Here is a 14,178-nt window from a genome sequence, read left to right on the forward strand (position 1 = left end):
GTCATCAATGGCGACAGCCTCATAAAACCATTTTTATGTATCGGGTCTGTTTGCTGTGGGCGGCTTTTTTGTATGGCTGCGTAAGCAGGGCGGCGTGGATACAGTGCGATACATTCTGCGCATGCGAAGGGCTGTATCTGCTGGCATGGTGTCTGCAGAGGCACCCGGGTGGGTGCTACAGCAAACAGGAGAATGACCATCATGAATCACGAAAAGGTAGCGTTGATTTTCGGCGGCGCGCGCGGTATCGGGGCGGCCATTGCGGCGCGACTGGCGCACGAGGGCTATCGGGTTGCCATCACCTGGGTATCACGCCCGGATCGGGCGCAGGCTCTGGTCTCAACGATTGAGCAACGGGGCGGTCAGGCGATAGCCATTGAAGCCGACAGCGCAGACCCCAGTGCTATCCAGGCCGCGGTGGATAAGACATTACGGCACTACGGCAGGCTGGATGTCGCGGTGGTAAATGCGGGCGTGCTGCGTCTCGGTACCCTTGAGGCCTATTCGCTGGACGATCTGGATACCACCCTGGCCGTCAACGTGCGTGGTGTCTTCCTTGCCATTCAGGCGGCGGTTAAGCCGATGGCGGAAGGGGGGCGTGTGATCTCCATCGGCAGTAATACCGCGGTGCGTACCGGCCATGTGGGCAGTAGCGTGTATGCCATGAGTAAAGCGGCTGTCGCCTCAATGGTGCAGAACCTTGCGCTGGATCTGGCGCCACGGCGCATCACGATTAACAACATCCAGCCGGGGCCCATCGCCACCGATATGACTGCCGGAATGGCGGAGCAGATCGTCGGGCGCATTCCCTTGCAGCGTATGGGCGAACCGGACGAAATCGCCTCGCTGGCGGCCTGGCTTGCCGGTGAATCGTCCGGCTACATGACGGGTACAAGCCTGACCATCGACGGCGGCTTTGTGCTCTAGTCGCTAAGGGCAGGGATACCCTCAGCCTGGTGCGATGCCTGCCCCTTGACGATAGCCACCGCCAGTACGGCAATCAGCAGCGTTAACCCCCACGACAGCCACATCGCCCCGATCGTCCCTAAAGCCCGGTTCAGCCACGCATAGGCCAGCGGGGAGGCCGCCGCCATCAGCTGGGCCGGGATCAGCAGCACCCCGGTGCGTCTGGCGTACGCTTCAGGGGCAAACAACTGCAGCGGCAGCGTGGCTTTGACGATGGTCACCAGCCCGTTAATCGCCCCGTAGCCCAGCACAAAACCGGCGGCTGACCAGAGAAAAAGCGAGCTACTCAGGCCGAGCATAAAGCACACCGGCATAGCCAGCGCGGTAAGCAGCGTCAGGCGAAGCGGGGTGAGCCCCGCCCCGGCCACCACCTCCAGAAACCGTGCACCAGTCTGTCCAACGCCCCATAACATGCCGACGGCAACCGGCAGACCGACGCTTATGATAAATTCCGGCAGATGGGTGGAAGTGCCATTAGAGACAAAGGTGATCAGCGCGATAAACGCGGCGTACAGCCAGCCGTTTCGCCGATCCCGTACCGCGGCAGGGGCGGCGGGTTTATTGACGATAAAGCCTGTTTTATTGGGTAGCGACAGGGTTAACGCGGCGCTTAGCAAGCCGAACAGGGCATAGATCAGCAGTGCTTCCCGCCAGCTCATGGCCGCGAGCAGAGCCTCCCCCAGCGGCCAGAACACCACCGAGGCCAGCCCACCCGTCAGGGTTATGCGGGAGATCGTCCGTCGCGCCTGCTTGCCGTAGAGATTAACCAGCGCGGCAAACAGCGCGTCATACAGCGACAAACGCATGCCGATGCCGGTCAACAGCCAGGCGCTGTACCAGGCGACAAGCGAGTGTGCGTCAGCCATAAGCAGACAACCGACGGCGAGCAGCAGGGAGCCTGCCATCACCACGCGTTGCCCGCCAGCACGCGACAGCAGCCGGGCGACAAACGGCGAGAGGGTGGCCATCACCAGCATGGCGAGCGTCAGGCCTGAGTAGATTTGTGGGGATGACCAGCCGGTATCTGCCGACATCGCCCCGGCAAAGGTGCCGGGCATATAAAAAGAGATACCCCAGTTGATCAGTTGCTGAGCGCCCGCCGTGAAGGCGAGGCGTCGGGGAATAGCCGGTGTTTCCATGGTTTTTCATTCCGTTAAGACAGTTGTCCTGAGCATACCCGGCAGGCTATTGTTCTGGCAGAGCGGCCACCTTATGCGCGGTATAAGAGAAACTTTGCATGACAACACTGAACCTGGGAAACCTGGCGACCTTCCGGCTGGTCGTACAGCGCGGCAGCTTCTCCGCCGCCGCCGACGCGCTGGGGATCTCCCAGCCTGCCGTCAGCCTGCAGGTGCGTCAGCTGGAGCAATTTTTACAGACTCGGCTGCTGGAGCGCACCGGGCGTGGGATCAAGGCGACGGCGGCGGGTATGGCGCTGCTGGCCCACAGCGAGCAGATCGATCGGGCGGTGAATAGCGCGGTGCAGTCGGTCAGCGCATTTAGCCAGGAAGTTAATGGCTCGTTGACGCTGGGGACCGGCGCGACGGCCTGCATTCATCTTCTTCCGCCGCTGCTGCAGCATCTTCGTCAGCAGCACCCGCTGCTGACGGTGGGGGTGACCACCGGCAACACGCTGGATATCGTCCGGGCGGTGGAGGAAAACCGGCTCGATCTTGGACTGGTTACCCTGCCCGTGCAGGGGCGCAGTCTGGCAGTGACCGCAGTGGTTGACGAGGAGTTCGTGGTCATTCATCCCAGCCACGAGGCGGGGATCCCGGCGGTGTGCACCCCTGAAGCGCTGCAGGCGCTGCCGCTCATTGCCTTCGAGGCGGGCAGCGGCACGCGGGATCTGATTGACCGCTGGTTCCGTTCGGCGGGCCTGGCGGTCACGCCGGTGATGCAGCTGGGAAGCATCGAGGCGATCAAACGCATGGTGCGGGCCGGGCTGGGCTACAGTATTGTGCCCCGCATGGCGGTGGAGCAGGCGGAGGATCGCTGTGGCTTAACGGTACATTCTCTGGCCCCGTCGCTGTACCGTCAGCTGGCGGTTGTCATGCGTCAGGATAAAGTGATTACCAAAGGAATGGCGGAAATGCTGCGTCTGCTACAGGCCGTGCGCTTATAAATCGCCAGCGGCAACATATGCCTCGTCAGGGATAGAGTCTCGAAAACGGGCGTCTCTGACAGCGGTTGGGGGCGTACCCGGCATCGGGCTCAACGGGTTACTCGCGGGCGGTAGGCTCGACGGTGAGCGTTGACTCCTGCGACGCTTTTTTATCCTGGTGATGGTACCAGGCGCCAATGGAGGAGTAGACAAAGCGTCCAAAGAAGAAGAGAAAGCTGATAAGCAGTACGATACGGGTCATGCGACGGTTAAATCGATGTCGTTTACGCATACTGGGTGCCTGACTCACAAAAGGTTCCTTGAAGTATACCCGAAGATGGGCGATGGGGGTATTAAGGCACAGGAACGAGGTGGGGTCAATTGATGCAGATGTAAAAGTGCGGCAGTGAAAACATTAATTAATGTTATATAAGATAATCGGCGTATTTACATGCTCACTTTATTAGCCAGGGAAAGGTGAAAAAATAAGTTTTATTAATGTTGGTGTCAGCATTTGTTGATTTATATCAACAGCCTCATTCTCTTGGCCACTAAAATCAGCGGACGTTACCGTATCGTAATTACTTATGCGGTCAGCATGGGGTGGTTGGATGCCTGCCTGAATATGCCTCGCAGGAGCAGAGGCTCTCTGTAGAGCACCTATGAATTTATTAAAATACTATCAACAATATCGCGACAAATGGTGGGCCTTACCGCTTCTCCTGCCTGTGCTGTTATTACCCCTTGCCAGAGGGATGAATACATATACCGTGCTGAATGGTCACATGGTTTATCTTTATTATCTTCCCCTGGCGCTGGTGCTCAGCCTGATGATGTTTTTCGGCTGGGCGGCGATCCCCGGTATTATCGTTGGCCTGCTGCTTACGCTGGCCCGGGGCATGACGCCGGAACAGGCCTTTGGCGTACTGTTCCATTTTCTGATCCCCTGCGTACTCTGCTGGGGCGGATACCGCATCTTTGTTCCCCAACGGCAGCAGGTATCGCATGGTAACGTCAGACTGATGCCGCATCGTTTGTTCTGGCAAATGCTGCTCCCTTCGGTCATTTTTCTGATTCTGTCGCAGATCGCCGAGTTTCTGGGGCTGCATCCGCGCACAACGGAGATGACCGGCATCTCGCCGTTTAGTTTACGGTCGTTAATCACCTTTCAGGCGCTGATGGTAGGGTGCCTGACCGGCGTGCCCTTATGTTATTTACTGCTGCGGGTAATTCGTAACCCTTTTTATTTGCGCGGATTTATTTCTCAGGTTCGCTTACAAATTGATCCAAAAATAAAAAAAATTGAAATCATCAGCTGGGTGGCGATATTAATCCTGCTGCTGGGGCTATTATTGATGCCGCTTAATGATAGCAGCACTATATTTAGTACAAATTATACATTATCCTTACTGATGCCGGTGATGCTGTGGGGGGCGATGCGTTTTGGCTATCGCTTTATCTCGCTGATCTGGACGCCGGTACTGATCGCCGTGATCCATTTTCATTACCGTTATTTACCCATTTATCCAAGTTATAACACTCAGCTGGCGATCACCTCGTCAAGCTATCTGGTGTTCTCGTTTATTGTCGCCTATACGGCGATGCTGGCGACACAGCAGCGGCTGATCTACGCCCGCGTCCGACAGATGGCCTTCCTCGACCCGGTGGTACATATGCCGAATCTGCGGGCGCTGAGCCGGGCGCTGAACGGCGCGAGCTGGTCGACGCTCTGTTTTTTGCGTATTCCTGAGCTTGAGCTGCTGGGCCGCCACTATGGGGTGCTGTTGCGCATTCAATATAAGCAAATGCTGGCGAATCACCTGCGTGCGCTGCTGCAGCCGAACGAAGCGGTATATCATCTTGCCGGTCACGATTTAGTGTTTCGTCTCAACAGCGAAGGGCACCAGGCGCGCATTCACTTAATTGAGCGCTCCCTGCGACAGTTCCGTTTTCACTGGGACGGGGTCCCCCTGCAGCCGCGGATCGGCATGAGCTATTGCAACGTCCGCTCGCCGGTGAAGCATCTGTATTTACTGCTTGGCGAGCTGAACACGATTGCCGACATGTCGCTGGCCAGCGGCCATCCGGAGAATTTGCAGCGCCGCGGCGCCGGGCATGTCCAGCAGGATCTGAAAGACAAAGTGGTGATGATGAACCGCATCCTCAAGGCGCTGGAGCAAGACCATTTTGTCCTGATGGCGCAACCTATCCAGGGCATTCGCGGCGACAACTACCATGAAGTGTTGTTGAGGATGAAAGGGGAGTCGGGGGAACTGACGGGGCCAAACGAGTTCCTGCCGGTGGCGCACGAGTTTGGGTTGTCCACGCGCGTGGATCAGTGGGTCATTGAGCACACCCTGGCCTTTATGGATGCCAACCGGCGGGCGCTGCCCGGTCTGCGGCTGGCGATCAACCTCTCTCCGGTCTCGCTGAGCCGCAGTCAGTTTCCCGAGAAGGTGGAAAACCTGCTGCAGGCCTATAACATTGAGCCATGGCAGATTATCTTCGAGCTGACCGAAAACTATGCGCTCAGCAACCCCGAGCTGGTTTGCCAGACATTAGAGCGTCTGCGGGCGCTGGGCTGCCGGGTGGCGATCGATGATTTTGGTACCGGCTACGCCAGCTATGCGCGGTTAAAAACGATGAACGTCGATATTCTTAAAATCGACGGCAGCTTTATTCGCAATCTGCTCGCCAGCAGTCTTGATTACCAGGTGGTGGACTCTATCTGTCGTCTGGCGCGGATGAAGAACATGCAAGTGGTGGCCGAATATGTCGAGTCGCCGGAGATACGCCAGGCGGTCATCGCGCTGGGGATAGATTATATGCAGGGCTATGATATTGGCGTTCCGGTACCTCTGGCGCAGCTGGCGGAGGGGATGAGCGCCTGAAGCGGTAAAAAGCCGGGCGCGATGGCCCGGCTCGTATGCTATCCACAGAGGCGATCAGGCGTCTGGCTCTTCTTCCGCAATCTTCAGCAGCCACTCCGGCACACCTTCCCAGTACTGCTGCTCTTTTTCCAGATCCAGCAGCACCAGCGCATTCTGGCTAAACCAGTTGTGCGGGAAGGTCAGCGTCCAGTGGTGAGCTTCCGTCTGCAGCCGTAGCGTCGGCGGCGTGGTGGTGGCCTGACGCTGGTTATTCAGCAGCACGCCGAGGCGCAGCAGCTGGATCAGCGGCAGAAACTGCTTTTTCCTGAATAGCGTAAAGCGCGGCAGGTCGTCGAGTTTTATCGCTTTGCGATGATAGCGCACCAGCGTGGCCATCAGCATCTGCTGCTCCTGGTTGAAGCCCGGCAGGTCGCTGTTCTGCAGAATGTAGGCCGAGTGGCGGTGCATACCGCTGTGGTTAATATTCAGGCCCACCTCATGGAGCATCACCGCCCACTTCAACAGCGCCGCGAGGTGTGGATTGGCCAGCTTCGGATTCTGCTCCTGCCACTGCTCCAGCATAAGGGTGGTGGTTTCCAGCACCCGGCGCGCCTGTTCGCGATCGATGTTGTACTGATTCGCCAGACTCTGCGCCGTGCGGCTACGAATATCCTGGTGGCGGAAACGGCCTTCCATTTCGTACAGCACGCCTTCACGCAGCGCGCCATCAGACAGACGAAGCTCTTTAATGGCTAACGCGTCAAACACGCCGCACAGGATCGCCAGCCCCGGGGCAAAGACCGCTTTACGGTCTTCCGAGAGGCCGGGCAGGCTGAGCGCGTCGAAGTTTTTATGTTTCAGCAGCTCACTGACCAGCATTTCGAGGCGTTCCGGCGTAATAAACCCGTCCTTCTCGCCCATAGCCACCAGCACTTCCTGGGCGGCTTTAATGGTGCCGGAGGCGCCCAGCGCCACGGTCCAGCCCTGAATACGGAACTGCCAGGCCAGGGTTTCCAGCTTTTGCACCGCCGCCAGGCGAGCGCGCTGGAAATTTTCCTTATTGATCGTCCCGCCCGGGAAGTAGGCCTGGGAGAAACTCACGCACCCCATGCGACGGCTTTCCACCAGGCGGGGCTCAAAATCTTCACCGATGACCAGCTCGGTCGAACCGCCGCCGATATCAATCACCAGCTTACGGCCGCGCTCCGGCTGCGTGTGCTCCACGCCCATAAATATCAGGCGCGCTTCTTCATTACCAGAGATGATCTCGATCGGGTAGGGGATCACTTTTTCCGCGCGTTTAAGAAACTCCGCCGCATTGGTCGCCTGACGCAGCGTATGCGTCCCGACGATGCAGACGCTGGAGGGAGAAAATCCCTGCAGGCGTTCGGCAAACAGCGACAGGCAGTTCAGCCCGCGGGTCATGGCTTCTTCGCTCAACACCGAGTTTTCATCGAGGCCATCGGCCAGATGTACGCGCTGTTTCAGGCGTCCGATGATCTGCATGGCGCCGTCGACGACACGGGCGATCACCATATGAAAACTGTTCGAACCAAGGTCAACCGCAGCGAATTCCTGCGGTCGAGGGGTTTTTTCGTTTATTGGCATAGGTTAGTCGGGTTGTTCGAGTGATTTGAGATAATCGTAAATCGCCATCTGAGCGCGCACTTTACGGCGATTGCCGCGCGGCACATAGCGATTACTCAGTTCTTTATCAAGATAGCGCGCTTTTACCGTATCGTTGAACAGGATATCAAAAATATCCAGCACCCGCTGTTTCAGGCGCGGGTCGAGCAGCGGGGCGGCAACTTCGATACGATAATCGATATTACGCGTCATCCAGTCGGCAGAGGAGAGCCAGACCTGCTTATCGCCACCGTTTTCAAAACAGTAGACCCGGTCGTGCTCGAGGAAACGGTCCACAATGCTGATGACGCGAATATTTTCGCTGATGCCTTCCAGACCGGGGATCAGCGAGCACATGCCGCGGATCAACAGGTTGACCGGCACGCCGGAGCTGGAGGCGGCATACAGTCTGTCCACCAGCCCTTTGTCTACCAGGTTGTTCAGCTTCAGGGTAATACCGGACGGCTGCCCGTTCTGCGCATTAGCGATCTCGCGGTCGATCATCTCATACAGCAGACGACGCGAGTTCTGCGGCGACACCAGCAGGTAATCGAAGCTGACCGGGCGGTAGGGGTTTTCAATAAAGTTAAACACCCGGCGGACTTCATTGGTAATGCGCGCATCGGCGGTTAACAGCGAATAGTCGGTATAGATCCGCGCGGTCTTCTCGTTGAAGTTACCGGTGCCGATGTGGGCGTAGCGCACCACCTCATCGCCTTCTTTACGCGAGATAAGGAACAGCTTGGCGTGGATCTTCAGGCCCGGCGCGGAGAAGATCACGTGAACGCCCGCTTCCGTCAGGCGCTTCGCCCAGTGAATGTTGGCCTCTTCGTCAAAACGCGCCTGCAGCTCCACCACCACGGTGACTTTTTTACCGTTGTGGGCGGCGTGGATCATCGCGTCGATGATGCGCGAATCCTTGGCCACGCGGTAGATGTTGATTTTGATCGCCAGTACGCTGGGGTCGAACGAGGCCTGGCGAAGCAGCTCCAGCACATGCTCAAAAGTATGATAGGGGTAGTAGAGCAGCACATCGCGTTCGCGAATGGCGTCGAAGCCGTTGCGGAATTTATCAAACCACAGATGACGCAGGCGCGGCATAGGTTTATTGACCAGATTGGCCTTACCCACGTTCGGGAAGCCGATAAAGTCTTTAAAGTTGTGATAGCGGCCGCCCGGCAGCATTGAGTCATAGTTGGAGATGGAGAGCTTATCGCGCAGCATTTCGACCATCGCGTCCGGCATATCGCGCTGGTAGACGAAGCGAACCGGCTCGGCGGTCAGGCGCTGTTTCAGGCTGGAGGACATCAGCTCCATCAGGCTCGACTCCATCTCATGCACCAGATCGTACTCGGCGTCACGGGTCATTTTCATCGAGTAGGCGTTCAGCGCATCGTAATCAAAGAAGCCTTTAAAGATGTCGTCCAGGCAATATCGCAGAATGTTATCCAGCAGGATCATTGGCTTACGGCGACGAGGCGCTTCCGGCGGCAGGTTTACGAAGCGCGGGACCTTATCCGACGGAATTTCCAGCAGGGCATAGTTGATGTTTTCCCCGCGGATAATCTCCACCGCCAGATAGGTGTAATCATCTTTCAGAAACTGCACGAGGTCCGTTTCGCGGTTAATCAGGATCGGCGAGATATGCTGGCGCAAATACTGTTTAAAGTAGTTGCGCAGCCAGGCCTGCTGATTGACGGACAGCTGGCGCTCATTGATCAGGAAGATCTGGTTGCGCGCCATCTCCAGCAGCAGTTCGTTATACAGACTATCGAATTCCTGATCGGCCTTCAGCACGCGGGCCTGGATTTTGCCTAACAGGTGGCGAGAATGGGCGGTACTGCCTTGTTCTTCACTGATAATAATCCGGCGCTTAAGCTCAGCGAAGCGCACTTTGTAAAACTCATCAAGGTTGTTGGAGTAGATCCCTAAGAAGCGCATGCGCTCAATCAGCGGGTTACTCTTGTCCGCCGCTTCCTGCAGCACGCGCTCGTTAAAAGACAACCAGCTGAGTTCTTTTTCGATGTATAGCTTTTCCTGGCCCATTACCGCTCACACTCCGTTTTACTCACAGGACGTAGACTATTATGACGAATTTTTCTGCATAGCGATTTACTGTGTCACAACTATATGACAGTAAGAAGAATTATTTCTGTGAGATGTTTGATTAATAAACAATTTTAATTAAAAAAAAGCCCCGCGATGGCGAAAGGCGGGGCTGTTGTTCATTCTTCAGCGGCATAGCCCTGGGGGGGAAGCTGTCGTTCATCCAGCCAGGCGTGGTTGCCCTCCATGCGCAGACGTCCCTCAACGAACCAGCTTATCACCAGCGGATAAATGGCATGTTCCTGGGTCTGAACCCGCGCCGTGACCTCTTCCTCGCTGTCGCCAGCAAAGACCGGCACTTTGGCCTGCAGGATAACCGGACCGCCGTCCAGCTCGTCGGTGACGAAGTGCACCGAGGTCCCATGCTCCTCGTCACCGTTTTCCAGCACCTGGCGATGGGTATGCAGGCCAGGATACTTCGGCAGTAACGAAGGGTGGATGTTCAGCAGACGTCCCTGATAGTGGCTGACGAAGGCGGGGCTAAGGATACGCATATAGCCCGCCAGCACCACCAGATCCGGGGCGTAGGCGTCAATTTCATGCATCAGCTGACGATCGAACGCTTCCCGGTCGGCAAACTGACTTTGCGCCAGCGCGTGGGCCGGGATCCCGGCCGCGCGCGCGCGCTCAAGGCCGAACGCATCGGCCTTGTTACTGAATACCGCACGCAGGGTGCCGTTGATCTGTTTCCGGCCGCAGGCGTCGATGATCGCCTGCAAATTACTGCCGCTACCGGAAATCAGCACCACAATGTTTTTCATGCAATGACCACACGCTGTTCGGAATCGGAGGCTTTGATATACCCGATTTTCCACGCGTTTTCACCTTTCTCGTTCAGCAGGGCAATGGCCTTGTCTGCTTCTGCAGCCGGCAGGGCGATAACCATCCCCACGCCGCAGTTAAAGGTACGGTACATCTCATGCTGGCTGACGTTACCGGCGGTTTGCAGCCAGTTGAAGACGGACGGCCACTGCCAGGAAGACTCATCAATCACCGCCTGGGTGTTGTCCGGCAGCACGCGCGGAATATTTTCCCAGAAGCCGCCGCCGGTCAGATGGGCGATGGCGTGGACGTCAACGCTGGCAATCAGGTCGAGAACCGATTTCACATAGATGCGGGTCGGCGCCAGCAGATGGTCGGCCAGCGGTTTGCCGTCAAGGTCGGTGGTCTGCGGGTCAACGCCGCTAACTTCAATAATCTTACGCACCAGCGAATAGCCGTTAGAGTGCGGGCCACTGGAGGCCAGCGCCACCAGCACGTCGCCGTCAGCGACTTTGCTGCCGTCGATGATTTCTGATTTTTCCACCACCCCGACGCAAAAACCCGCCACGTCGTAATCTTCGCCGTGGTACATCCCCGGCATCTCTGCGGTCTCACCGCCCACCAGCGCGCAACCGGACTGCAGGCAGCCTTCGGCGATGCCGTTGATGACGCTGGCTGCGGTATCGACGTCCAGTTTACCGGTGGCGTAATAATCAAGGAAAAACAGCGGCTCAGCGCCCTGAACCACCAGGTCGTTCACGCACATGGCGACAAGGTCGATGCCGATGGTGTCGTGACGCTTCAGATCCATTGCCAGACGCAGCTTGGTACCGACGCCGTCGGTGCCGGAGACCAGTACCGGCTCGCGGTATTTCTGCGGCAGTGCGCACAGCGCGCCGAATCCGCCCAGTCCACCCATCACTTCCGGGCGACGGGTTTTCTTCACCACGCCCTTAATACGGTCGACGAGAGCGTTGCCTGCATCAATATCCACGCCGGCATCTTTATAGCTGAGAGAGGTTTTGTCGGTCACTGCGAAGTCTCCACGCGTTTGCGGTAAGCAAGAAAAATCGGCGCAATTCTAACAGGGAAAGCAAACGTTTGCGAGCCTGCTTTACAGTCGGCGTAAAACCGTTGGCGGATGGTCAAATTTGATACTGCTCACGAAAATGAAACCGGGTACAGCCTTGTGCTTGCCTCAGTGCCAGGGAATCCTCATCATACGAATGAAACCGGTTTCTGTGGTTGGCCGCCGTGTGGATCACCGGTGCATTATGCTCGACAGGGGAGGGATGAATGAAGATTGCGGCATTTGATATCGGCGGCACTGCGCTAAAGATGGGCGTCATGACCCGCGACGGCAGGCTGCTGGAAACCGCGAAGCAGTCAATCAATGACAGCGATGGCGATCATATCTTACAGACCATCCTGTCGTGGCTGGCGGCCCACCCGTCGTGCGAAGGTATAGCCATCAGCGCGCCGGGCTATGTCGATCCGCACAGCGGCTTTATCACCATGGGCGGCGCTATCCGTCGATTTGACAACTTCGCCATGAAATCGTGGCTCGAGACGCGAACCGGGCTGCCGGTCTCGGTGGAAAACGACGCCAACTGTGTGCTGCTGGCTGAGCGCTGGCAGGGCAAAGCGGCGGAAATGGCCAATTTTCTGGTGCTCACTATCGGCACTGGCATCGGTGGAGCGATTTTTTGCCAACATCAGTTGATCCACGGGGCGCGTTTTCGCGCCGGTGAGTTCGGCTATATGCTTACCGATCGTCCTGGCGGACGCGATCCCCGTCGCTACTCGATGAATGAAAACTGCACCCTGCGGGTGCTTCGCCATCGCTATGCGGAACATATTGGCGCGCCGCTGGATAGCGTCACTGGCGAAATGATTTTTGACCGCTACGACGCCGGCGACCCGGTTTGCCAGCGTCTGGTCGCCGAGTTCTTCAATGGCCTGGGCCATGGCCTTTATAACCTCGTCAATATCTTCGATCCGCAGACTATTTTTATCGGCGGCGGCATTGTGGAACGCCCAGGATTTCTGACGCTGCTGCGCCAGCATCTGGCCTGGTTCGGCATTGCCGACTATCTCGATACCGTCAGTCACGGCAATGATGCCGGCCTGATTGGCGCGGTTTACCATTTCAATCAGCACTATCGTTCGCCTGGCGACGATCGACCTTAGGGAGAGATTATGTCCGGATTTAAAGAAGGTTTTCTGTGGGGCGGCGCGGTGGCGGCGCATCAGTTAGAGGGCGGCTGGCAGGAGGGGGGCAAGGGGGTCAGCGTGGCGGATGTCATGACCGCCGGCGCCCACGGGGTGCCGCGGGAAATCACCGATGGCGTGGTAGCGGGGAAAAACTACCCGAACCATGAGGCGATCGATTTTTATCATCGCTACCCGCAGGACCTGGCGCTGTTTGCCGAAATGGGCTTTAAATGTTTCCGCACCTCGATTGCCTGGACGCGTATTTTCCCGCAGGGCGATGAACAGGAGCCGAACGAGGCTGGCCTGCAGTTTTATGACGATCTGTTCGACGAATGTCTGAAACACGGTATTGAACCGGTCATTACGCTGTCGCATTTTGAAATGCCCTATCACCTGGTCACCGAGTACGGCGGCTGGCGTAACCGCAAGCTGATCGACTTTTTCGTGCGCTTCGCCAGGGTCGTCTTCACCCGCTACCAGCATAAAGTGAAGTACTGGATGACCTTCAACGAGATCAACAACCAGGCCAACTACCATGAGGACTTTGCCCCCTTCACCAACTCCGGTCTGAAGTATGTGCCGGGTGAAGATCGGGAACCGGTGATGTACCAGGCCGCACATTATGAGCTGGTGGCCAGCGCCCTGGCGGTGAAAGCGGCGCGCGAGATCAACCCTGCTCTGCAGATAGGCTGCATGATCGCCATGTGTCCCATCTATCCGCTGACCTGCGCGCCGGACGATATGATGATGGCGATGAACGCCATGCACCGCCGGTACTGGTTCACCGACGTCCACGTGCGCGGCCGCTATCCGCAGCATCTGCTCAACTATTTTGCCCGCCGCGGCTTTAGCCTGGACATGACCGAAGCCGATCGTCAGGCGTTAACCGAAGGCTGTGTCGACTACATCGGCTTTAGCTACTATATGTCCTTCGCCACCAAAGCCACCGAAGACAACCCATTGCTCGATTATGATGAAACCACCAGCCTGGTCTCCAACCCGTACGTGAAAAAGTCGGACTGGGGCTGGCAGATAGATCCGGTCGGCATGCGCTATTCGCTGAACTGGTTCTGGGATCACTATCAGCTACCGCTGTTTATTGTCGAAAACGGTTTTGGCGCGATCGATGTTCGTGAAGCGGACGGCAGCGTGGATGACCAGTACCGTATCGATTATCTCTCCGCCCATATCGCGGAGATGAAAAAGGCGGTGGTCGAAGATGGTGTTGACCTGATGGGCTATACCCCGTGGGGCTGTATCGATCTGGTTTCCGCCGGCACGGGGGAGATGAAAAAACGCTACGGCTTTATCTACGTGGATAAAGATAATGAAGGCAACGGCACGCTGGACCGCAGTAAGAAGAAGTCGTTCGACTGGTATAAGAAGGTGATTGCCAGCAACGGGGAGCAGCTATAATTTCCCGATGGCGCTGCGCTTATCGGGCCTGCGTGGTTTCCAGTCCGGGTAAGCGTTAGCGCCGCCCGGCAGAACCCCGCGCTAAAACCGGAGCCTCGTCTCCGGTTTTTTTGT

Annotated in this window: 10 protein-coding genes and 1 pseudogene; 5 read left to right on the forward strand and 6 right to left on the reverse strand. The window is 57.2% G+C overall.

Translation table 11 applies throughout. The features are described 5' to 3' along the window. Positions 1-201: 201 nt before the first annotated feature. Complete coding sequence (locus ACOI6Z_RS00410; protein WP_420686783.1) at positions 202-927, forward strand: SDR family oxidoreductase; 726 nt, start codon at positions 202-204, stop codon at positions 925-927. Here ACOI6Z_RS00410 and ACOI6Z_RS00415 read toward each other — a convergent pair. After that, entirely contained in the window at positions 924-2,105 is a 1,182-nt protein-coding gene (locus tag ACOI6Z_RS00415; RefSeq protein WP_044524332.1) for an MFS transporter, read from the reverse strand. The genes ACOI6Z_RS00410 and ACOI6Z_RS00415 overlap by 4 nt on opposite strands. A 73-nt stretch (positions 2,106-2,178) precedes the next feature. On the opposite strand from ACOI6Z_RS00415, the pseudogene ACOI6Z_RS00420 reads away from it, so the two are divergent. Further along, positions 2,179-3,091, forward strand: a pseudogene (locus ACOI6Z_RS00420) (LysR family transcriptional regulator). A 97-nt stretch (positions 3,092-3,188) separates the two neighbouring features. Here ACOI6Z_RS00420 and ACOI6Z_RS00425 read toward each other — a convergent pair. Further along, complete coding sequence (locus ACOI6Z_RS00425) at positions 3,189-3,362, reverse strand: YfgG family protein (protein WP_025711502.1); 174 nt, start codon at positions 3,360-3,362, stop codon at positions 3,189-3,191. 370 nt (positions 3,363-3,732) lie between these two features. Between ACOI6Z_RS00425 and ACOI6Z_RS00430 the strand changes: the two genes are divergently transcribed. Further along, positions 3,733-5,961, forward strand: coding sequence for an EAL domain-containing protein (locus tag ACOI6Z_RS00430; protein WP_065812236.1), 2,229 nt, complete (start codon positions 3,733-3,735; stop codon positions 5,959-5,961). A 54-nt stretch (positions 5,962-6,015) separates the two neighbouring features. Here ACOI6Z_RS00430 and ppx read toward each other — a convergent pair whose 3' ends face one another. The 4 genes from ppx to purM form a co-directional block, all read right to left on the reverse strand. After that, a complete protein-coding gene (ppx, locus tag ACOI6Z_RS00435) occupies positions 6,016-7,548 on the reverse strand; it encodes an exopolyphosphatase (RefSeq protein ID WP_004201914.1) in 1,533 nt (510 codons plus the stop codon). 3 nt (positions 7,549-7,551) lie between these two features. Continuing rightward, a complete protein-coding gene (ppk1, locus tag ACOI6Z_RS00440) occupies positions 7,552-9,612 on the reverse strand; it encodes a polyphosphate kinase 1 (RefSeq protein WP_002913838.1) in 2,061 nt (686 codons plus the stop codon). Positions 9,613-9,791: 179 nt separating this feature from the next. Beyond that, complete coding sequence (gene purN / locus ACOI6Z_RS00445) at positions 9,792-10,433, reverse strand: phosphoribosylglycinamide formyltransferase (RefSeq protein WP_023290625.1); 642 nt, start codon at positions 10,431-10,433, stop codon at positions 9,792-9,794. Then, entirely contained in the window at positions 10,430-11,467 is a 1,038-nt protein-coding gene (gene purM, locus ACOI6Z_RS00450; protein ID WP_004201922.1) for a phosphoribosylformylglycinamidine cyclo-ligase, read from the reverse strand. Before purM ends, purN begins: the two co-directional genes overlap by 4 nt. A 263-nt stretch (positions 11,468-11,730) precedes the next feature. Here purM and bglK point away from each other — a divergent pair, with 263 nt between their 5' ends. After that, positions 11,731-12,624 carry a beta-glucoside kinase BglK gene (gene bglK / locus ACOI6Z_RS00455; RefSeq protein WP_023290623.1) on the forward strand — a complete coding sequence of 298 codons (894 nt, stop codon included), beginning with the start codon at positions 11,731-11,733 and terminating at the stop codon, positions 12,622-12,624. 9 nt (positions 12,625-12,633) lie between these two features. Beyond that, entirely contained in the window at positions 12,634-14,064 is a 1,431-nt protein-coding gene (locus ACOI6Z_RS00460; protein WP_064157302.1) for a 6-phospho-beta-glucosidase, read from the forward strand. The last annotated feature ends 114 nt before the right edge of the window (positions 14,065-14,178 follow it).

This window comes from Klebsiella sp. C239, from assembly GCF_048822715.1.
GTDB lineage: Bacteria > Pseudomonadota > Gammaproteobacteria > Enterobacterales > Enterobacteriaceae > Klebsiella > Klebsiella quasipneumoniae.